The sequence below is a fragment of the Pseudomonas sp. Tav-5-1A genome, from assembly GCF_055755055.1.
This window is the reverse complement of sequence record NZ_CM146901.1, coordinates 2,521,201-2,539,757: the sequence shown is the minus strand read 5'-3', so window position 1 is coordinate 2,539,757 and position 18,557 is coordinate 2,521,201. Positions and strand designations below refer to the sequence as shown.

General features: G+C 64.1%; 22 protein-coding genes. 13 read left to right on the top strand and 9 right to left on the bottom strand.

Annotated elements, in window-relative coordinates:
• Positions 1-8: 8 nt before the first annotated feature.
• A complete protein-coding gene (locus AC0J42_RS11635) occupies positions 9-461 on the bottom strand; it encodes a (2Fe-2S)-binding protein (protein WP_416423700.1) in 453 nt (150 codons plus the stop codon).
• Between the two features lie 176 nt (positions 462-637).
• Here AC0J42_RS11635 and AC0J42_RS11630 point away from each other — a divergent pair, with 176 nt between their 5' ends.
• The 4 genes from AC0J42_RS11630 (at position 638) to AC0J42_RS11615 (ending at position 3,474) form a co-directional block, all read left to right on the top strand.
• The gene (locus tag AC0J42_RS11630; RefSeq protein ID WP_473006244.1) at positions 638-1,039 is read left to right on the top strand and encodes a hypothetical protein; all 402 of its coding nucleotides are present in this window, start codon (positions 638-640) and stop codon (positions 1,037-1,039) included.
• A gap of 364 nt (positions 1,040-1,403) precedes the next feature.
• The gene (locus AC0J42_RS11625; RefSeq protein WP_473006243.1) at positions 1,404-1,895 is read left to right on the top strand and encodes a PAAR domain-containing protein; all 492 of its coding nucleotides are present in this window, start codon (positions 1,404-1,406) and stop codon (positions 1,893-1,895) included.
• 40 nt (positions 1,896-1,935) lie between these two features.
• Positions 1,936-3,030, top strand: a complete 1,095-nt coding sequence (locus AC0J42_RS11620) for a polymorphic toxin type 44 domain-containing protein (protein WP_473006242.1) — start codon at positions 1,936-1,938, stop codon at positions 3,028-3,030.
• 24 nt (positions 3,031-3,054) lie between these two features.
• On the top strand, positions 3,055-3,474 hold the full coding sequence (locus AC0J42_RS11615; RefSeq protein ID WP_473006240.1) for a hypothetical protein: 420 nt from the start codon (positions 3,055-3,057) through the stop codon (positions 3,472-3,474).
• Positions 3,475-3,597: 123 nt separating this feature from the next.
• Here AC0J42_RS11615 and AC0J42_RS11610 read toward each other — a convergent pair whose 3' ends face one another.
• Positions 3,598-3,891, bottom strand: a complete 294-nt coding sequence (locus tag AC0J42_RS11610) for a hypothetical protein (protein WP_473006239.1) — start codon at positions 3,889-3,891, stop codon at positions 3,598-3,600.
• Between the two features lie 474 nt (positions 3,892-4,365).
• Between AC0J42_RS11610 and AC0J42_RS11605 the strand changes: the two genes are divergently transcribed.
• Together AC0J42_RS11605 and AC0J42_RS11600 are read left to right on the top strand one after the other, a co-directional pair.
• The gene (locus tag AC0J42_RS11605) at positions 4,366-4,749 is read left to right on the top strand and encodes a polymorphic toxin type 44 domain-containing protein (protein WP_473006238.1); all 384 of its coding nucleotides are present in this window, start codon (positions 4,366-4,368) and stop codon (positions 4,747-4,749) included.
• A complete protein-coding gene (locus AC0J42_RS11600; protein ID WP_473006237.1) occupies positions 4,685-5,173 on the top strand; it encodes a hypothetical protein in 489 nt (162 codons plus the stop codon). The genes AC0J42_RS11605 and AC0J42_RS11600 overlap by 65 nt, the downstream gene beginning before the upstream one ends.
• Positions 5,174-5,192: 19 nt before the next feature.
• On the opposite strand, the gene AC0J42_RS11595 is transcribed toward AC0J42_RS11600, so the two are convergent.
• The 3 genes from AC0J42_RS11595 to AC0J42_RS11585 all read right to left on the bottom strand — a co-directional run bounded on the left by AC0J42_RS11595 (position 5,193) and on the right by AC0J42_RS11585 (position 8,768).
• Entirely contained in the window at positions 5,193-6,704 is a 1,512-nt protein-coding gene (locus AC0J42_RS11595; protein ID WP_473006236.1) for a DHA2 family efflux MFS transporter permease subunit, read from the bottom strand.
• A 129-nt stretch (positions 6,705-6,833) separates the two neighbouring features.
• Positions 6,834-7,583, bottom strand: a complete 750-nt coding sequence (locus AC0J42_RS11590) for a sulfite exporter TauE/SafE family protein (RefSeq protein WP_473006235.1) — start codon at positions 7,581-7,583, stop codon at positions 6,834-6,836.
• 69 nt (positions 7,584-7,652) lie between these two features.
• Positions 7,653-8,768 carry an aromatic ring-hydroxylating dioxygenase subunit alpha gene (locus AC0J42_RS11585; RefSeq protein WP_473006234.1) on the bottom strand — a complete coding sequence of 372 codons (1,116 nt, stop codon included), beginning with the start codon at positions 8,766-8,768 and terminating at the stop codon, positions 7,653-7,655.
• A gap of 341 nt (positions 8,769-9,109) precedes the next feature.
• Here AC0J42_RS11585 and AC0J42_RS11580 point away from each other — a divergent pair, with 341 nt between their 5' ends.
• Both AC0J42_RS11580 and AC0J42_RS11575 read left to right on the top strand, forming a co-directional pair.
• Positions 9,110-10,267 carry an MFS transporter gene (locus AC0J42_RS11580; RefSeq protein ID WP_473006233.1) on the top strand — a complete coding sequence of 386 codons (1,158 nt, stop codon included), beginning with the start codon at positions 9,110-9,112 and terminating at the stop codon, positions 10,265-10,267.
• A 297-nt stretch (positions 10,268-10,564) separates the two neighbouring features.
• The gene (locus AC0J42_RS11575; protein WP_473006232.1) at positions 10,565-11,044 is read left to right on the top strand and encodes a BRO-N domain-containing protein; all 480 of its coding nucleotides are present in this window, start codon (positions 10,565-10,567) and stop codon (positions 11,042-11,044) included.
• Positions 11,045-11,202: 158 nt separating this feature from the next.
• Here AC0J42_RS11575 and AC0J42_RS11570 read toward each other — a convergent pair whose 3' ends face one another.
• Positions 11,203-11,550 (bottom strand): type II toxin-antitoxin system ChpB family toxin, encoded by a 348-nt coding sequence (locus AC0J42_RS11570; protein ID WP_473006231.1) that lies wholly within the window; start codon positions 11,548-11,550, stop codon positions 11,203-11,205.
• Positions 11,547-11,801 (bottom strand): AbrB/MazE/SpoVT family DNA-binding domain-containing protein, encoded by a 255-nt coding sequence (locus tag AC0J42_RS11565; RefSeq protein WP_416423687.1) that lies wholly within the window; start codon positions 11,799-11,801, stop codon positions 11,547-11,549. The genes AC0J42_RS11570 and AC0J42_RS11565 overlap by 4 nt, the downstream gene beginning before the upstream one ends.
• Before the next feature lie 301 nt (positions 11,802-12,102).
• On the opposite strand from AC0J42_RS11565, the gene yfcF reads away from it, so the two are divergent.
• From yfcF to AC0J42_RS11550, 3 genes are all read left to right on the top strand, one after another.
• Positions 12,103-12,672 (top strand): glutathione transferase, encoded by a 570-nt coding sequence (yfcF, locus tag AC0J42_RS11560; protein WP_473006846.1) that lies wholly within the window; start codon positions 12,103-12,105, stop codon positions 12,670-12,672.
• Between the two features lie 153 nt (positions 12,673-12,825).
• Positions 12,826-13,206, top strand: a complete 381-nt coding sequence (locus AC0J42_RS11555; protein WP_473006230.1) for a DUF2946 domain-containing protein — start codon at positions 12,826-12,828, stop codon at positions 13,204-13,206.
• Positions 13,207-13,300: 94 nt separating this feature from the next.
• Positions 13,301-15,361 carry a TonB-dependent receptor gene (locus AC0J42_RS11550; protein WP_473006229.1) on the top strand — a complete coding sequence of 687 codons (2,061 nt, stop codon included), beginning with the start codon at positions 13,301-13,303 and terminating at the stop codon, positions 15,359-15,361.
• 8 nt (positions 15,362-15,369) lie between these two features.
• Here the strand turns inward: AC0J42_RS11550 and AC0J42_RS11545 are convergent, their stop codons facing one another.
• Entirely contained in the window at positions 15,370-15,948 is a 579-nt protein-coding gene (locus AC0J42_RS11545; protein WP_473006228.1) for a CGNR zinc finger domain-containing protein, read from the bottom strand.
• Positions 15,949-16,075: 127 nt separating this feature from the next.
• On the opposite strand from AC0J42_RS11545, the gene AC0J42_RS11540 reads away from it, so the two are divergent.
• Both AC0J42_RS11540 and AC0J42_RS11535 read left to right on the top strand, forming a co-directional pair.
• The gene (locus tag AC0J42_RS11540; protein WP_473006227.1) at positions 16,076-16,927 is read left to right on the top strand and encodes an alpha/beta fold hydrolase; all 852 of its coding nucleotides are present in this window, start codon (positions 16,076-16,078) and stop codon (positions 16,925-16,927) included.
• A 24-nt stretch (positions 16,928-16,951) separates the two neighbouring features.
• Complete coding sequence (locus tag AC0J42_RS11535) at positions 16,952-17,746, top strand: alpha/beta fold hydrolase (protein WP_473006226.1); 795 nt, start codon at positions 16,952-16,954, stop codon at positions 17,744-17,746.
• Here the strand turns inward: AC0J42_RS11535 and AC0J42_RS11530 are convergent.
• Entirely contained in the window at positions 17,739-18,359 is a 621-nt protein-coding gene (locus AC0J42_RS11530; protein ID WP_416423680.1) for a cell wall hydrolase, read from the bottom strand. The genes AC0J42_RS11535 and AC0J42_RS11530 overlap by 8 nt on opposite strands.
• Positions 18,360-18,557: the final 198 nt, after the last annotated feature.

The following is an 18,557-nucleotide window of genomic DNA, read 5'->3' as shown; positions in this document are numbered from 1 at the left end:
GGTTACCCTCAGGCCTGGCTGACGCTTTTGATCGCGGCACGAATGCGCGTGTAGGTGGCGCAGCGGCACAGGTTGCCGCTCATCGCCGTGACGATCTGCTCGTCGTCCGCCTTGGGGTGGTTGTGCAGCAACGCCGCCGCGGCCATGATCTGCCCCGGCTGGCAGTAGCCGCACTGCACCACTTCGTGCTCAAGCCAGGCCTGCTGCAACTGCGCGCCCACCGGCGTCTCGCCGACGCCCTCGATGGTAGTGATGGCATGGCCTTGCACTGCGCTCACCGGCAGCACGCAGGAACGCACCGCCTGGCCGTCCAGGTGCACCGTGCACACGCCGCACTGGGCGATGCCGCAGCCGTACTTGGTGCCGGTCATGCCCAGCACATCGCGCAGTACCCACAGCAGGGGCATGTCGTCGGGCACGTCGACGTCATGCGCCTGCCCATTGATGGTCAAGGTGTGCATGGTGTTTCCTCATTACAGCGATCACGGTGGCGCCTGCCGGGCTACGTTGGCCGGGCAGTACGATTTGCAAGTCTAGAACTCTAGCAGTGCAGGCCTCGGTTTATTGGACCGACGTGCTATAACCGGACGATGAAGCAAGCATTCCGCAGTTTTGTGCAAGCCGCTATGCTGGAGCCATGACCAGCCCCATCCCGATCCGCCAGCCCTGCCCCCCGGCCGCCTGCAACTGCGGGCACGGCCAGCTGCTGGCCGACCCCGGCGCCGACCTGCGCATCCTGCAACTCACCCGCTTCGAGGAACGCAAACTGCTCGAGCGCCTGGAAAGCCTGCAAAGCTTCGAAGACCTGCAGCGCCTGTGCGGGCGCATGCACGAGTTGCTGGGCATCCGCGTGCGCATCCGCCCCAGCCACAACGAAGTGCGCAGCGCGCGCGGCTTGCTGATCGAATTCGACGAACAGCCAGGGCTGTGCCGCAAAACGCGCGAGGCGATACCGGCGGCAATACGGCGGGCGTTGGTGCAAAAGCCGGAGATATTGTTCAGGTTGCTGGATGCGGAGGATTTGTTGCGCGATGCGTGAGGATGCTGCTCATGTGCCGTTTCTGCCAGGATACTCAGTGGCAATGCTAAAAATCCTGTAACGCTCCGCACCTTCAAGTGCCGCTCAGCCGGGCTGCCCAAGCCTGAACGCTCGTCTATTAGCTAAACCCACCCAATCCAACTTCCATTACCCCGAGCATGTCTCGCGCAGAAATTCATTCCTTTGCACTCCGCAAGAGGCAATTTCTGTAGGAAAAGGATTCTTTTCTTGAAGGACACCTCCCGATCACCACTCCCCGCACGACACCGCCAGAAAACCTCTGTTAGTTTCAACCTCAGCCTGTACCGCCCGAGGCGTACGTCGGCTATCAGTTCGCAAACACTCATCCAGACAGTGATACAGAATGAATAATGTAAAAATGTATTACACGAATGAATTACCCATTGATTTCACCAAAAACCACAGGACCTCTATTTTCACTGAAGAACAACGCTTGACCTTCTGTATGGAAGCACTAGCAATACTGGAAAGCAGGGACGCGTACGAACGCGACCATCCTGTTATCGGAATTTATCGACTGGCTGTCGAAGGCAGCCAAACGCGTGACGGCGGTGTGATCACCGCAGGCTCATCCACAATGAAGATCAGGTTAGCGAACGGCGAATTCGCAAATGTCGCAAAAGTCGGCGATTGGGTTGTCTACGGAGACGGTAGCAAGACACGAATCACTACGGGCAGGGGGATTAAATTCGACGGAGCAGCCTTGGTAGGTAGTCAATGCTGTAACTCAGATGAAATCATTAACACTCCACAAAACTGTGGATGCTTATTGGTGCGACGAAACGTTGCGATACCCGAAGACTTTCTGCCGCACCGCCAACACCCAAATTTATAAACTTTCGACAGCTGGCAAACCAAAATAAAAAGGACATCCAATGAGCACAGGCTATTTCGTTGGCGCGGGAGACAAGACCACATGCGGCGGCCAAGTATTAAATGGGAGCGATAGTGTTGTCATGCACGGGCTTCTACACGCAAGGGAGGGCGATGCCGTTTCATGCGGCAAAGACGGTAAAACCTATCAAGTTAGCGGCGGCGTTTCTTATATGAGCAGCCATGGCAAATTAGTAGCTGGCACCTTGGACAGCGTCAGCACCTGCCCATGCCGTGCTCGATTCATACCATCCGTAATCTCCGCTACCTACCACAGCGACAGTACGTATGAAACAGCCCCGCGAGTATGGCACGCTGCGCCCCCTTCTCTCCCACCCCATGCCGCAACACCAAACCAGACCATCTCACATCCCGACCAGCGTTCATTCTCGACTGTTAACTCCCGAGAATGCAAACACCCTGACCAAATGGCCGACTTAGCCACCTACATATCGGGAGAAATGAATCAAAATATCTCCCATCCCTCGGTGTTGAAAATGCAAAGCCTGAACAATTTTTCAGCAGACGATGAGTTCAAAAAGTATAACGCTCTCCCTTACCACTTGAAGATGGGGCACCCACCACAATTCCATTCACTTGCCATCGGCAAAAAAGCCAGGGCATTCGCTATATGGACGGAACGCGTGGGGCAAAACAGGCCGTGGGATCATAAACCGAAGCTACAAGCGTTGTTCTCCAGCGTCTGGCACAAACAAGGAGCCTATAGCTATTTCTATGACATCTGGTCAAATATTCACTATGGCTACATCGGCATCATCGCAGGGTTCTCCGAAAGTATTTTGCTTGATGGTGCAGGGCTCGAGCAGATAGCGTCAGACCTGTACAGAAAAGCTGAAGAGATGGTTACCACCGAGGAGGAGAGATGGAAAATGCCAGGGCCTCACCCGACAGCCGATAAATGGACTGATTTGAGATCCTGGGATGACGTTGCTGATCGAGTTTCCATCAGTATCGGTGTAAAGCTTGCACGTCAATATCCGCGAGGCAATATCAGCGGGCGAATCATCATGGAAGAGGTACTTGCCATTCCACCAAATCAATGGGGCAGCGGGATTAAGGCTCATGCCTGCGTCTAGCACATTCATGGGGTCAACTATGCGATGAGCAACCCTGCAGATAATTTGCAACCACGCTGGGCTAAGTGGTTGTTAATCCCCATCATCGCTGCCGGTGCTCTTTATCTCTGGCTCTGGTTAACGCCCTCGGCCACCATCCACTACCATGAGGACGCCAAAGACGAACAGTGGTATGTGTGGAATGTGCAGCACCGCATCTACAGAGGGCAGATGGAACCTGGCGGTGGATCTTTCGGGTCTGGATATCTGTTTCCTGACGACGGGTTCTTCATGGAGTTTGGATGGTGGAACAATAAAGATCCAGGACACTGCATCAGCATCACCCCGACGCTACGAGGTACCCACGTCTACCTGGATGCTAACGGCAACATCGATTGGCGGCCCGGGAGCGGCACAGACGTGGAGCTCCTGAAGCGGTGCGAACTGGATACCACACCGCCCTGAGTTGCCCGGGGACAATCGCAACACCTGTAGCAGCGGCCGCCAGGCCGCGTCAGGGGCGCCAGCGTTTACCAGATACACCGCGGCGGGGCCGGACGCAGCCTGCGGCAGCTGCTACGCGGTGGGTTACCAGGGCTTTTGCAGGCGCATTTGTTCGGCCAGGCGGTACACCTTGTCGCGCCCTTTGTGGCGGGTCCAGCGCAGGTTTTCTACCAGCGTTTTTTCTTCGGCGTTCAGTTTCACGTAACCAAGGGAACGTACTTCGGCGTGCGAAACATACTCTTCGCGCAAATTGCACAATTGCTCAAGCAGAAGCGCATGCACGGCACCGCCCCTCAAGCAATCAGAATCAAGATTTTCGAGCAGTAGAACGATATTTTGAATGCGGGCAAGGGCTGGCGATTGGGTTGCAGATTTCACGGAAGAATCCTCACGAAACAATACGACGAGAAAGCCATTCAAGCTTTTTCAGTTGTTTCTCCTTTCCGGAACGCCAATCCCGGGCCGCTGATGCAGCGGCGGGCGGACCTTACCCGGATTGGTCGGCGCGAGGCAACCCCTACATCCGCTTTGCGGCAGCGGCGACGCAACCGGGTGCAATGGCACTACCTGTGGGAGCTGGCTTGCCAGCGAGCTTTTATGGCCCCAACAGCTCGCTGGCAAGCCAGCTCCCAAAGGATGTAGCTGCGGCGGGGCTGCCATCCGCCGCAGGCCGCGTCATGGGCGCCGCCGTTTGGGGGGACACCGCATAGGGGCCGGACGCAGCCTGCGGCAGCAGCTACGGGGTATAGGTATGCGAAAAATCTGTAGGAATTATCTGATTATTCATACCGAGGATCCGATAGCGTAAACGCCGTGTAAAATGCCGGGCCGCACTGCATATCAGGACGATACATGCGTATTCCCCCATCACCTCGTGGCGTTTCCATTGATGCCAACCTGTACATCGCCGCCCAGAAAAAACAGGTATTGAAGCCCGGTTCGGCTTTCCTCTACTCGTGGTTCTACAATCAGGTCCGCAATAAGGGGCCGTGGGACTACAAGCAGCTATCTCGGGATTATGAAGCATTCGGCAACTTCAACTATGGCGCCACCGGAACGGCCGCCGGTTTTTCCGAAACCGTCCTTCTGCGCGCCGCCGGTTTTGCGCAGAGTCGTGCTGGCACCTCCAATCCCGACTTGGGTCATTGGTGGGGCAACGCGCCGTACGGTGATGATCTTCAAGACCAGCTTTGCATCAAACAAGGGATTGCGTATGCCAAGTGGAAAAACTTCTAGTTCAAACCTGCAACGCGCTGCCAATGTCCTACTGGTGCTGGCGCTCGCCACCCTCGCCTGGCAATGGCTCACCCGCCCCACCGCCCCGCATTTGGACAAACTGGTGGTCAAGCAGCCGTTGGGCGACAGCACCTTCCTCTACGGCGCACGCGACAACCGTGGAGGCGCGACCACCGGCTTCAGCTATCGATACTACGTGCAGCAGGACGCGGGGGATGACGCAGCGACGTTGGAAAAGCTTGCCCAGGCCTCTGCGTTCCTGGTGGCTGATGATGATGCCGTTAAAGCGGAACAGGGCCAGGACAGCATCACGATCAAGGTCAACGGCCGGGTATTCGACTATCGAAGTGACGCATTGGTCGCAGCGCCCAACCATTACCGGCAGGTGCGATTTTCAATGATACAAACCGCGGTCCGCCCGTAGCAGCGGCCGCCAGGCCGCGTCACGGGGGTGGGGTTGTGGTTGCGCGGGAAAGCACCAGGCTAAGCACCAACAGCCACGCCACCGTCATTACCGCGCCGCCCGCCAACAGGCTGGCGCTGATTGCCGTGCGGTACAGCTCGGTCAGCTGGGCCACATCCGCCCCCGCCGCCGCACCCAGCCCCTGGGGCAAGGTCAGCGACATGCCTTGCAGCGCCGCCGGCAGCTCTGCCAGTTCCCGGCGCAGGGTGTAGCTCATGATGCCGCCGGCCACGGCCACGCCCAGCGCAGCCCCCAGGGAGCGGCAGAACGACAGCCCCGCCGTGGCCGCGCCCATCACCTTCAACGGCACGGCGTTCTGCACGATGACCGTGGCGTTGGGCATGCCGATGCCCATGCCCGAGCCCAGCACGCCCATGGCCAGCAGGAAGTAGCCGGCGCCCAGTTTGTGCTGGGCAAAGATCAGCAGCATGAACAGGCCCACCGCTTCCAGGCCCACGCCCAGCAACAGCAGCACCACGTGGTTCTGCTTGCGGGTGGAGATGGCGCCGCCGATGAACGAGCTGATGACCATCATCACCACCTGCGGCAGGGTCATGATGCCCGACTCGGTTGGCGTCTGGTGCAGCACGGCCTGGTAGTACAGCGGCATGAACACCAGCGAGCCCATCATGGCGAAGGCCATGGCCGCCATGGCGGCAATGGCGATGGAGTAGCGGCGGTTGGCGAACAGACGCGGGTCGATGATCGGCTCCGGCGCCTTGTGCTCCACGCGGTACAGCAGGGCGAAGCCGAAGAACGCCAGCAGGCCCAGGGCCCAGGTGCTGAAACTGTCCGCCTGGCCGGCCAGGGAGAAGGAATGGGTGAGCAACAGCAGCGCCGAGGTGGCCACGCACAGCACCGCCGCGCCACGGTAGTCGACCTTCACATCGGCTTGGCGCTTGATGGCCGGCAGGTTGATCATCAGCCCGGCGATGGCCAGCGCGCCCAGGGGAATGTTGATCAGGAACACCCAGCGCCAGCTCCACTGGGTGGTGATGAAGCCGCCCAGCAGCGGGCCCGCCGCGGCGCTGACGGCGAAGGCTGCCGAGAACAGCCCCTGATAGCGCCCCCGCTCGGACGGCTTGACCACGCTGCCGATCACCACCTGGGACAAGGTCATCAAGCCACCGGCGCCCAGCCCCTGCAGGCCGCGGAAGGCAATGAGCTGGGTCATGCTGGTGGCCAGCCCGCACAGCAGCGAGGCGCCGACGAATACGCCGATGCTGATCAGGAACAGCGGCCGCTGGCCGTACTGGTCCGAGAGCTTGCCGTACAGCGGCGCGCCGATGGTGCTGGTGAGCATGAACAGCGTCACCACCCAGCTCATGCCCTCGATGCCTTTCATTTCACTGGCGATCACCGGCAGCGCGGTGGCGACGATGCTCTGGTCGAGGGCCGCCAGCACCATGGCCACCAGCAGCGAGGCCAGCAGCCAGAAGCGCGGTGAGGTGGAGGCCGTGGCGGCGGTTTCCGTGGTGGAGGTGGAAGACAACGGGCAGTTCCTTGAAGGTCAGGTAAAGGCGCGGCCGCTGATTTAGCCTTGCCGGCTATCCATCTGACAAGGGTGGGGGCGAAAGCTCCGCAGTTTCTGCACAGTTGCCGAAGAGCCGGGCCGCGCTGCCTAGTGTTTCAATGCCAGCAAGCCGGCACACAGCACCAGGAACAGGCAGAACAGCGTGCGCAGGGTGCGCTCGGGCAAGCGGTAGGCGACTTTCACGCCCCAGCTGACGCTAACCAGCCCGCCCACCGCCATGGGAATGCCCATCAACCAGTTCACATGATGGTGCAGCGCGTAGGTGACCAGGGTGATGCCGGTGCTGGGCGCTGCCAACGCCAGGGACAGTGCCTGGGCCACCACTTGGCTGGCGCCGAACACGCTGGTGAGCACCGGCGTGGCCAGCACCGAGCCGCCGACGCCGAAGAAACCGCCCAGCACCCCGCTGCCGCCGCCCAGGGCCAGCAGTGCCGGCCAGCGGGCGCGCACCTCGCCGCTGCCGGCGGCCTTGGGCAGGAACATCTGCGCGTAGTTGTAGGCGGCCAGCACCAGCATGAACACGGCAAAGCCGATGCGCATGGCATTGGGGTCCAGGCCCACGGCAATCATCGAGGCAAGCCCTGCGCACACCAGCCCGCCGGCCGCCAGCGGCAGCGCCTGGAAGAAGTTGATGGGCGTGCGCTGGTGGTAGCGCCACATGGCCAGCAGAATGTTCGGCACCACCATCACCAGCGCCGTGCCCTGGGCCAGCTGCTGGTCGAGGTTGAAGAACAGCGCCAGCACCGGAATGGCGATCAGCCCGCCGCCGATGCCGAAAATCCCGCCCAGGGTGCCCATGGCGGCGCCCAGCACCAGGTACATCAGCCACTCGATCATCTTGCTACCTTCATTCGTCGTCGCCCCGTGCGCGGCGGCGACCTTACTGCAGCGCGGCGCGCAGGACAATCATGAACGCGGGGCGGTGACGTCCAGCAGCGGGATTTCCTCGATGGCCCAGGCCCCGCCCTCGCGCCGCGCCGGGCTGGGCACCACGCAGGCGGTGCGGCCGGTGAACTCACGGGCCAGGCGCGCCTCGTCGATGCGCCAGCCGCGCTGTTCCAGCTCGCGCAGGCGCTGGCGGAAGGCGATCTGCAGGCCGTCGGACTTCACCGACACCTCCTGCTGCCAGGTGTCGGGCACGCGTTCGGGGCGCACCTTGCGCAACACTTCGTGGTCCTGCTCGAAGATGCGCAGGTTGCTGGCGATGGTGCGGCGGTCGAACAGCGGCGAGCGCAGGAAGGTGCGGCCCATCATCCACCAGGTGCGCGTGCGGTTGGCGGCCACCGGCACGTGGGCGGAGACGATATGGATGCGCCAGCCCGCGCGCGGCGCCAGCTCCAGGGTGGCGCAGGGGCCGGAGAAGTGGAAGCCGGGCACGGTGGTGACGTCCACGTGCTCGCCCGTGGGCCGGCGCCGCAGCCAACCCTTGCGCACCGGGCGGCGCATGACCATGTGGGCGTGGCCGCTCCAGGCCTGGCGTTGCACCTCGAAGGCGGCGATTTGCGGGTGGTCGGGGTCGCCGAAGGTGGACCCGTGCACGAACGGCGCGTGGGCAAAATCCAGGCCGTTTTCCATGACCCGGTCCCAGCTGGCGTCCCAGTCGAAATGCCCGGAGACCACGCGCACGTTGGGGTCGTCGACCCAGTCCAGCGCCGGCAGTGGCGGCCGTTCGGCCTCGGGCAGGTCGCCGATGAAGGCCCAGACCCAGCCATGGCGTTCAAGGGTCGGGTAGGCGTCCACCCGCGCCTTGAGCGGAATGCGCGCCTCGGGCTGCGCCGGAATGTGCGTGCAGCGGCCATCGGCGCCGAAGCGCCAGCCGTGGTAAGGGCACTGCACGCTGGCGCCGACCTTGCTGCCCGCCGACAGCGAGCCGCCGCGGTGCACGCAGATATCGGACAGCAGCCGCGCCACCCCGGCCTCGTCACGGAAGGCCACGAACGGCTGGCCCAGCAGTTGCACCGGCGCCAGGCCATCAGTCAGCTGCGCCGAAGGCAGCACCACGTACCAGAGATTTTTCAGCATGGGAATGAACAGGCCAGAAGGAAGAACAAGGTTACCCCTTGGACCACGCCAGGGCCAAACAGTTGACCGTTCGGCCAGGCCTGGCCTAGAGTAGCCGCCTGTTTCAGCGGACTGCCTTGCACATGCTTCGTGCCCACCACCCTTTCCAGGCACTGCCACTCTGCCCCACCGACGCCGGCCTGAGCCGCCGCCGCAGCGTGCTGTTCGCGTTCACCTTCTCCCCGCCCCGCCACGCCTGATCCCCACGGCCAGCCCCTGTGCCTGACGGCAGCGGCTCGCCCGGTTGCGCGCGCGTGCCCGACGGTTTGCGCGCGCGGTTGATTTGCCTGCGTGGACCACCCATGAATCGCCTGACCCTGCCTGTACTGTTGTTCGTCGCCGCCGTGACCGGCATCTGCCTGGGCGCCACCGCGCCCCTCACCGCCCTGCGCCTGCTGGAAGGCGGCGCCAGTGCCGCGCAAATCGGCATGCTCTCGGCCCTGCCCGCCGTGGGCATGATGCTGGCCGCCAGCTTGTGCGCGCGGCTGGCCCGGCGCTTCCACCGCCGCCAGCTATTCCAGGCCTGCCTGGCCCTGTGCCTGGCCAGCGTGGCGCTGCTGGAACCGGCGCGCCATTCGCTGTACAGCCTGGCCGCGCTGCGCCTGGGCATGGGGCTGGGCATGGGCCTGGTGATCATCCTCAGTGAGGCCTGGATCAATGAACTGAGCAGCGACCAGCGCCGCGGCCAGTCCATCGCCGTGTACACCACCGCCTACACCGGCAGCCAGATGCTCGGCCCGTTGCTGATCTCGCTGCTGGGCACCGACGGCCCGGCGGTGATCGTCACCGCCAGCGTGAGCCTGGTGCTGGCCTGGTTGGCCTTGCTGGGCCTGGACAGCAGCGACCCCGCCGCCAGCGAAGCAGACACCGCCCGCAGTTTCTCCCTGGCCGGCTTCCTGCGCCTGGCGCCGACGCTGTGCATGGGCGTGCTGTTCTTCTCATTCTTCGACAGCGTGGTGCTGGCGCTTTTCCCGGTGTACGCCAGCGACAACGGCATCGCCCCGGCCGAGGCGGCGCTGATGGTCAGCGTCATCCTGCTGGGCGACATGTGCCTGCAGCTGCCCCTGGGCTGGCTGGCCGACCGCGTGCCGCGTGCCGCCCTGCACCTGGCCTGCGGCGTGTGCGTGCTGGCCATCGGCGCCAGCCTGGCGTGGCTGATCGGCGCCGGCAGCCTGCTGTGGCCGGTGCTGTTCCTGCTGGGCGCGGCGGCGGGCGGCACCTACACCCTGGCCATCGTGCTGATTGGCGAGCGCTTCCGCGGCCAGGACCTGGTGACCGCTAACGCGGGCGCCGGCTTGCTGTTCGGCCTGGGCAGCGTGCTGGGGCCGGTGGTCAGTGGCGGGTTGATGCAGGCGTCCAGCGTGGGCTTGCCGGTGGCGCTATCGATAGCGGCCGGGGTGTTCGTGTGTACGGCGGCAGGTGGGGTGTGGCAGGCGCGGGGGCGGTTGGCGGCGGGTTGAGGCGGCGTTCACCGGCTACGCAATTTCCCCTTACATCCTCACGGTTGTCACTGCCCCGAGGCACCGATACCCTTCGCACCGTCTTCAAACAACGAAGACCGGGTTTGACGACCCGATTCACGAAACCCGCAGCACCATAATGCTTATTGGAGCGCAAAATGCCTAAAATAAGCCTTATGGCAGCTGCGTGCGGGAGGCCTTCGGGCCTGCCGGTCGTGACCGGTTCGTCAACCTGCGCGCAGCTGCCACCCACCATCTTCCGCCCCGTGGCAGCGCTGGCCCCCTGGAGCTATCGCCATGGACGCGTTCACCGCCACAACGTTTTTCCGCCACCAACGGCCGCTTCGCGCGCTGATGATCGAAGGCCAGGCCTGGTTCTGCGTCAAAGACCTGGGCCGCCTGCTGGGGCTGCCCTACCCCGAACGCCGCCTGCACCGCCTGGAACGCGACCAGCACCGCGACACCTGGGTGAAGGCCGACGGCCAGTGGGGCAAGCACCTGCTGGTGAGTGAATGCGGGGCCCTGACCCTGATCGTGCGCAACCAGATCCCCGAAAACCGCGGCATACGCCACTGGCTGGTGCACGAGGTGATTCCCGCGCTGCGCCATGGCGAACCTTGCGAGCAACCGTCGGTGACGGCCATGAGTTGGCGCGGCGAGCCGCTGCGCGTGATGTATTGGCGCGATGAGCCGTGGGTGCGGTTGCGGGACATGCCCGGGGTGCTACCCAGGGAAGGGGCAAGGCCGAAAGAGCGGTGGTGGGCGCGGTGGAATTGAAGCGTAGCCGCTGCCGCCAGGCTGCGCTGGGCCCGGCGTACGCTGAAGGTTTGCAGCGTGGCTGAGGGCCAGCGCAGCCTGCGGCAGCGGCTACGGGTGGGGGGCGGGAGAGCGGTGTGTATCCCGGACGCGGCCTGGCGGCCGCTGCTACAGGTGGCTTATTCCAACAGGGCCTGAACCCTGGCCAATGCATCGTCTACCACCGCTTGCGGCGCCTTTTCGATTCGCTTGGCTTGGCGGGCCTCAAGGTCCATTGAACGAATCTGATTGACCAACACCGCGCCCTGGGTCTCACAGCCGCTTCCCGTCAACGGCACCGCGAAGCCTGCATCCCGGGAGAAATTTCCTCCTTGGGTGATGGGTGCCACCAGCGCCAGGCCCAGCGCATTGAATGCAGCCGGGGACAACACCATGGCGGGCCGTGAGTCGCCTTGCTGCTCCCAACCAGAGGTGGGGTTGAAGGTGATACGAATGATGTCCCCGCGATCAATCTTGCCGCGTCTCATACTTCGCGCCCTACAGGCGGCAGGGCATGCCAATCAGCCATACCCTCTGTTTCGGGAGCCGTGCTATCGCACTGATCCAGCAGTTCTGCGAGCGTATAGCGGGGCTTCTTCGAGGCTGGGGTCAACACAATATTGCCGTCCAGAATATCCAGGCTCAAAGTATCGCCCATGCTGATCCCCAGTTGCTTGAGCACGGTTGCCGGTACTCGAAGCCCGGCACTGTTACCCCATTGCTGGATTTTGACATCCATGACCGCCTCCATTTCTTCACCTCTTATGTTGATACATTGTATATCCGCTTCATAGGCGGGATTCAACGCATATGTTTATACAAAGGCTCTACGGAATGGCCTGTGCTTGCGGTAGGACTTTTCCGATCTTTGACGGAGAACTGGTTCCTCCCCCCAATTCCCCCCCGGAATGCCCCCATGAAAACCCCTCATTTCATTTCCCGCCGCCCGTCCCGTACGCTGCCCCTTCACCCACTAATCAAGGAGCCGTGCCGTGAGTCTTCGCCTGTATGTCGATGCCCAGTTCACCAGCCCCTATGCCATGTCCGTGTTCGTCACGCTGACGGAAAAAGGCCTGCCGTTCGAGGTGCACCCGGTTGACCTGGACGCGCTTGAGCAACACGCCACGCCCTACGCCGGCTTGTCCCTGACCCGCCGCGTGCCGACCCTGGTGAACGGCGATTTCGCCCTGTCGGAATCCTCGGCCATCTGCGAATACCTGGACGAACTGTATTCAGACCGCCCGGTCTACCCGCAGGCCCTGGAGGCGCGTGCCCGGGCGCGGCAGGTGCAGGCGTGGCTGCGCAGCGATTTGGCGGCCATCCGCCAGGAGCGCTCCACGCTGGTGGTGTTCTGCGGCCAGAAGGCAGCGCGCTTGTCTGCGGAAGCCGAAGCCGGCCGGGACAAGTTGTTCGCTGCCGCCGGAGCCCTGCTGGGCGACGGGCGCGAGCACCTGTTCGGTGAGTGGTCGATCGCCGACACCGATCTGGCGCTGATGCTGAACCGCCTGATTTTGAACGGTGACGAGGTGCCGCCGGCTCTGAAGCGTTATGCCCAGAGGCAGTGGCAGCGACCGTCCGTGCAGGCCTGGGTTGCGCAGCCTCGGGCCTGACGCACCGCGGCGTCTGGGACGCGGCCTGCGGCCGCTACATCCTGTGGGAGCTGGCTTGCCAGCGAGCTCTTGGGACCATAAAAGCTCGCTGGCAAGCCAGCTCCCACAAAGACCGTTGCTGCTACACTGCGCGCCCCGTTATCGGAACCGCGCATGAGCGTTACCCGCCGCTTCAGTCACTGGCTTGCCTGTTTTGCCGTGCTGGTCAATCTGTTGGCCATGCCCCTGCATGCCCAGCAGATGCAGGCGATGGAAGGCATGCCGGCCGAGCACTGCGGCATGCCGGGCATGGCGGCCATGCACGACGACATTCGCCGCCTGGTGGACGTGCTGGACCCGCACCCGCACAAGATGCACCACGGCGACTGCTGTTGCTGTGGTGCCAGCGGCCTGGCCGGGCCGCCCGCCAGCCACTGGCGCGCGCCCCTGCCGCGCTATGTGGTCCAGGGCCCGGTGCTGCAACCCACGGTGCCCAGCGTAACGCCCCGTTATCGCTGGCCCAGCCTCAACCCGCGCGCCTCCCCGCTGACCTGAGCGGTACCCCCTCATCTGCTCCGCACACCGCAGCCCGCCAAGGGCCTGCGCGCCCGTGCACGACTTTTACTTGGCTCACCAGGAACCGTGAACCATGGCTTTTCAGCGCAACCTTCACCCCGCGCGGCCTGCCCGCGCCTGCACCACCTGCCTGCTGCTCACCGGCGCCTTCACCTGCGCCCACGCCTTCGCCGGCACCGCCCAGGACTCGACCCTGACCCTGGGCACCGTCACAGTCAACAGCGCCCAAACCGGGCCCCTGTCCACCAGCAGCGTGCTCAGCTCGGTGGATATACTGGGGGGCGACGTGGTGGAAAAAATGCCCGTCGCCTACAGCTGGGAACTGTTCAGCCGCCTGCCCGGCGTGGAGCTCACCGAGTTCAACCAGGGCACCACGTCCGGCAAGATCTCCTTCCGCGGCTTCAACGGCGAAGGCGAAGTGAACGCCGTGAAGCTGCTGATCGACGGCATTCCCAGCAACAGCAACGACGGCAACATGCCCTTCCTGGACATGGTCTTCCCGCTGGACATCGACAGCATCGAAGTGGTGCGCGGCACCAGCGACCCGCGCTACGGCCTGGACAACATCGCCGGCAACGTCAACATCAACACGCGCATCGGTGGCGACTACACCAAGGCGCGGGTGCGCTATGGCAGCTACGGCACCCGCGAGACGCAACTGGCCAAGGGCATCGAGAGCGCCAACTGGACCCAGAACTACTTCCTGGCGTACCAGAAGGCCGACGGCTACCGCGACCACGCCGACCAGGACCGCGTGTCGGTGGCCGGCAAGTGGTTCTACACCCCGGATGACGCGGCCTACCGCCTGGGCCTGATACTGCGCCACTACGAAGGCCAGGCCGACGAGCCCGGCTACCTCACCGGCGCCAACGCCCACAGCCACCCCACCATGACCAACAGCTACAACGACAGCGACCAGGGCACCCGGCGCATGAACAGCGCCAGCCTGCACTTGGACACGGACCTTGCCGACGACCTGTCGCTGACCGCCAAGGCCTACCTCAACACCTTCGACGACCGCCGCTGGACCCGCTACTGGAGCAGCAGCACCCAGCAGGAGCGCGACGCCTACGAAACCCAGTACGGCGCCATGACCACCCTGACCTGGCGCCCGCAGGTGGACGTGCTGCACGCCCTGGCCGTGGAAGGCGGCGTGGACGTGCAGCGCCAGCAGAATGTCAGCGAACGCTACAGCACCGTGGAACGGCTGCGCAGCGCCCAGACCCGCGACCAGCATTTTGATTTCAACACCCTGGGCGCCTACGTGCAGACCGTCATCGAGCCCACTGACAGCCTGAAGATCATCCCCGCGTACCGCGTCGACAAGCTCAGTGGCGACTACACCGATGAGCTGACGGGCAATAGCTACACCATGAACGACTACGGCCTGATCAAGCAGCCCAAGCTCAGCGTGGTGTATTCGCCCTGGTCGGTGGCCAGCCTGTACGCCAACTGGGGCCGCACCTTCCAGGTGGGCACCGGCTCGTCCAGCTACAAGGTGCCGCCGCAGACCAGCGACCTGGCGCCGTCGATCAACGACGGTTGGGAGACCGGGGTGAAGTTCACTCCCACGGCCTGGCTGGACGGGCGTATCGCCTACTGGCAGCAAGAGGCGTCCGGCGAGGTCAGCCGCCGCTTGAACGACCCCAGCGGCGCCTCGGACAACATCGGCGAAACCCGGCGCTGGGGCTACGACCTGCAGCTCAACCTGCACCCCGGCGAGCGCACCCAGGCGTGGCTGGCGTACTCCTGGCAGTACTCGAAAATCCTCAAGGCCGGCTCCACCTACCCCGACAGCCAGGGCAACGAGATCGACCACGTGCCGCACCACGTCTACAACGCCGGCGCCAGCTACCAGTTGACCCCGGCGCTGAGCGTGAACGGCTGGGTGAACGGCCAGAGCGACTACTACCTGGAGGACGACAACCGCCAGGGCAAGTTCGGCGGCTACATGCTGTTGAACCTGGGCGCCACCTACAAGCTCAGCGAGCACCTGAGCGTGGACGTGCAGCTGAGGAACCTCGCCAACCGCTACTACGAGTACGTGTGGTACGACCCGGACGGCGCCCAGGCGCCGCTGCACTCACCCGGCGACGGGCGCGCGCTGTACACCGGGCTGACGCTGGACTTCTGAGGCTGGCTTCATAAGCCCGCTTCCTGCCGCCGCTTGCGGAATTCCGCCACCTTGTGACGGTTGCCGCAGGCGGCCATGCTGCACCAGCGGCGCTTGTGCGACTTGGTGCGGTCGTAGAACAGCAGCGTGCACTCGTTGCTCTCGCACTGGCGCACCAGGCTGAAATCGCCGTCGGCCAGCAGCTCGGCGGCGCTCAGCGCCAGCTGGCTCACGCAGCGGGTGACCGCGTCGTCGCCGCTGGCCCGGTCCAGGCTCACCCCGCCATCTTCCCTCCATACCAGCTGCACCACGGCCTTGCGCAGCAGCGCGTTCAGGGCCGCGGGGTCGGCTGCCTGGCCGGCCAGCCGCGCATAGAGCAGCGGTTCGAAGGTGTCGCGCAGCTGTTTCAGCGCCAGCAGCAGCCGCGCCTGCTCAGCCGATGTATCAGCACCGGGCACATCCAGGCCCAGGGCCTCCAGCCATTGCAGCGCCACGTCTGCGCTGGTCAGCAGGTCGCGGCGCTGGCCGTCGACCATCATTTGCGTGTTGAGCAGGTCCAGGGCCGGGTGGTCGGCGACCACCAGCGGCGCTGGCAGGGTTGCGGTCATGGTGCGGTCTCCGTTCGTCTTGCCCACAGTGTAACCAATAAAAACAATTTGACTAGTTACAGAATGCATGAACAAATAGACCTGTAACCACCAATATCGTAATTAACAGTTACATGAGGCCGCCACCATGACCGTTCACTACCGCTATGCCGACGCCGATGGCGTGCGTGTGTTCTACCGCGAAGCCGGCGCCGCCGACGCCCCGGTGCTGTTGCTGCTGCACGGCTACCCCACATCCTCGCACCAGTTCCGCGAGCTGATCCCGCTGCTGGCTGGCCACTTTCGGGTCATCGCCCCCGACCTGCCGGGCTTTGGTTTCACCCAGGTGCCGGCGGCGCGCGGGTACGTCTACAGCTTCGACAACCTGGCCCTGACCCTGGGCGCGTTCGTCGACACCCTGGGCCTTGAACAGTACGCGATGTACATCTTCGACTACGGCGCGCCCACCGGCCTGCGCCTGGCCCTGGCCCACCCCGAGCGCGTCACCGGGCTGGTGTCGCAGAATGGCAACGCCTACCTCGAAGGCCTGGGCGACGCCTGGGCGCCCATTCGCCGCTACTGGGCCGAGCCCACGGCCGAGCACCGGCAGGTGGTGCACGACAACGTGCTGAACCTTGAAGGCACCCGCTACCAGTACGAGGAAGGCGTGCCCCACCCCGAGCTGATCGCGCCCGAGAGCTACACCCTCGACGCGCTGCTGATGGAGCGCCCGGGCAACAAGGACATCCAGCTGGACCTGTTCTACGACTACCGCAACAACCTCACCCTGTACCCGGCGTTCCAGCAGTTCTTCCGCGACACCCGCCTGCCCACGCTGGTGATCTGGGGCAAGGGCGACCCGTTCTTCATTCCGCCGGGCGCGCAGGCCTACGCCCGTGACAACCCCAACGCGATCGTCGAGCTGCTGGACACCGGCCACTTCGCCCTGGAAACCCACGTGGGGCACATCGCCGGGCGCATTATCGATGTGCTAGGTTAACGGCCTTTTGCCGAGGCCTTACCCATGCAAGGATCTGTCATTTCCCGCGATGGAACGTCCATTGGCTACCAGCGCTGGGGCACCGGCCCGGCGCTGGTGGTGTGCCATGGTGCCTTCAGCCAGGCGCGGGACTGGACGGCGTTCGCGCAACTGCTGGGCGAGAGCCACACGGTGTACCTGTACGACCGCCGCGGCCGTGGGGCCAGCCCCTATGGCGCGGCGCCCTATTGCCTCGACGCCGAGCTGGACGACCTGGCTGCCATGGTGGAACTCGCCGGTGATGGTTGCGCGGTGCTGGGCCACAGTTTTGGCGGCGGCTGCGCACTGATGTACGCCCTGCGCGATGGTTTCAAGGGTACGCTGGTGCTGTACGAACCGATGAACTCGCTGCCACGCCAGGCCAGCGACGGCCACCTGCCGCGCCTGCAGGCGCTGGTGGCGCAGGGTGAGCTGGAGGCGGCCACGGTGCACGCCCTGACCCACATCGTGCGGATGAACCCGGCGCAGGTGGAACTGATGAAGCAGATTCCGCTGTGGCCGGCCATGGTCGCCACCGCGCCAGCCTTCGTCAACGAAGCAGCGGCGCTGGACACCATCACGCCGTCGCTGGAGGACTGCCGCGCGCTCAAGGCCCAACCCTTCATGCTGCTGGGCGAAGCCAGCGACCACGACCCGTGCCTGCTGTGCCCGGCGGCGCTGGTGGACCGCCTGCGCGGGCTGACCCTGTACCCGCTGCGGCGCCAGGGCCATGCCGCCTACCTCACCGACCCGGTGCATCTGACGCGCGTGGTGCGCCAGTGCCTGGCCACGGCTATTTAGCCTTGCCTTCGCGCGGCTTGTAGAACAGGAATTCGGCGGTTTGCGCCGTGCGCAGGTATTTGCCCGCCCACGCCGGCTTCACCTTTCTATCGTGAAAATACATGGCGCCATGGGTGGCGTCCGGCGACTCCTGGTTGAGCGCCTTGCGCGCGATTTCCTTGGCGATGCTGTAGCGGTCGGCCTCCTGCACGTCATCGGCGCGGCCGTCGCACCACCAGGAAAACTGGCAGACCTTCTTGTCGGCGCCCTCCTTCACCACCTCGCACACGGTGCCGGGGAAGCCCTCGTGGCCGACGCGGTTGAGCACCACGTGGGCCACCGCGTCCATGTCGGCCGGGGTGCCGCCCTTGGCTTCCCAGTAGATGGTGCGCGCCAGGCAGGTCAGTGGCTCGTCCACCGGCTTGGCGCCGGCGGGGTCCACCACCTGGGCTTCGGTCTTGGTGATGATCTCGGCCTTGGGCACCGGGGTGGCGGTGTCCTTGTCGGCGGCCTTCTGCTCCAGCACCTCGGCCTTCTGGATGGCCTTGGCGGGGCTGGCGGGAGGATCGTCGGCCAGTATGAAGGGGGAAAACACCAGCATTGCCACGCCTGCCACGGTAACGAGAGCGCGCATGATTGGAACTCACTGAGGGTGCCGCGACGGTCCTGCCCAAGCCCCGTATGCCCCCGGTTTTGCGGGGCCATCGGGCCATTATCCTTATTGGTGAAATCACTGTAGCAGCTGCCGCAGGCGGCGTCGCAGGCAACGCGGTGTATTGCTATTCCCTGTGGGAGCTGGCTTGCCAGCGAGCTGTTGAGACCTGAACAGCTC

Excerpts from the sequence above, each read along its gene's own strand:
- AC0J42_RS11630 (WP_473006244.1), top strand. The coding sequence starts at position 638 with ATGACCAGCCCCATCCCGATCCGCCAGCCCTGCCCCCCGGCCGCCTGC.
- AC0J42_RS11570 (WP_473006231.1), bottom strand. The coding sequence starts at position 11,550 with ATGAGACGCGGCAAGATTGATCGCGGGGACATCATTCGTATCACCTTC.
- AC0J42_RS11590 (WP_473006235.1), bottom strand. The coding sequence starts at position 7,583 with ATGATCGAGTGGCTGATGTACCTGGTGCTGGGCGCCGCCATGGGCACC.
- AC0J42_RS11530 (WP_416423680.1), bottom strand. The coding sequence starts at position 18,359 with ATGCGCGCTCTCGTTACCGTGGCAGGCGTGGCAATGCTGGTGTTTTCC.
- AC0J42_RS11565 (WP_416423687.1), bottom strand. The coding sequence starts at position 11,801 with ATGGATGTCAAAATCCAGCAATGGGGTAACAGTGCCGGGCTTCGAGTA.
- AC0J42_RS11620 (WP_473006242.1), top strand. The coding sequence starts at position 1,936 with ATGAGCACAGGCTATTTCGTTGGCGCGGGAGACAAGACCACATGCGGC.
- AC0J42_RS11600 (WP_473006237.1), top strand. The coding sequence starts at position 4,685 with ATGATCTTCAAGACCAGCTTTGCATCAAACAAGGGATTGCGTATGCCA.
- AC0J42_RS11625 (WP_473006243.1), top strand. The coding sequence starts at position 1,404 with ATGAATAATGTAAAAATGTATTACACGAATGAATTACCCATTGATTTC.
- AC0J42_RS11605 (WP_473006238.1), top strand. The coding sequence starts at position 4,366 with ATGCGTATTCCCCCATCACCTCGTGGCGTTTCCATTGATGCCAACCTG.
- AC0J42_RS11540 (WP_473006227.1), top strand. The coding sequence starts at position 16,076 with ATGACCGTTCACTACCGCTATGCCGACGCCGATGGCGTGCGTGTGTTC.
- AC0J42_RS11555 (WP_473006230.1), top strand. The coding sequence starts at position 12,826 with ATGAGCGTTACCCGCCGCTTCAGTCACTGGCTTGCCTGTTTTGCCGTG.
- AC0J42_RS11580 (WP_473006233.1), top strand. The coding sequence starts at position 9,110 with ATGAATCGCCTGACCCTGCCTGTACTGTTGTTCGTCGCCGCCGTGACC.
- AC0J42_RS11535 (WP_473006226.1), top strand. The coding sequence starts at position 16,952 with ATGCAAGGATCTGTCATTTCCCGCGATGGAACGTCCATTGGCTACCAG.
- AC0J42_RS11585 (WP_473006234.1), bottom strand. The coding sequence starts at position 8,768 with ATGCTGAAAAATCTCTGGTACGTGGTGCTGCCTTCGGCGCAGCTGACT.
- AC0J42_RS11550 (WP_473006229.1), top strand. The coding sequence starts at position 13,301 with ATGGCTTTTCAGCGCAACCTTCACCCCGCGCGGCCTGCCCGCGCCTGC.
- AC0J42_RS11635 (WP_416423700.1), bottom strand. The coding sequence starts at position 461 with ATGCACACCTTGACCATCAATGGGCAGGCGCATGACGTCGACGTGCCC.
- AC0J42_RS11545 (WP_473006228.1), bottom strand. The coding sequence starts at position 15,948 with ATGACCGCAACCCTGCCAGCGCCGCTGGTGGTCGCCGACCACCCGGCC.
- AC0J42_RS11615 (WP_473006240.1), top strand. The coding sequence starts at position 3,055 with ATGAGCAACCCTGCAGATAATTTGCAACCACGCTGGGCTAAGTGGTTG.
- AC0J42_RS11575 (WP_473006232.1), top strand. The coding sequence starts at position 10,565 with ATGGACGCGTTCACCGCCACAACGTTTTTCCGCCACCAACGGCCGCTT.
- yfcF (WP_473006846.1), top strand. The coding sequence starts at position 12,103 with ATGTCCGTGTTCGTCACGCTGACGGAAAAAGGCCTGCCGTTCGAGGTG.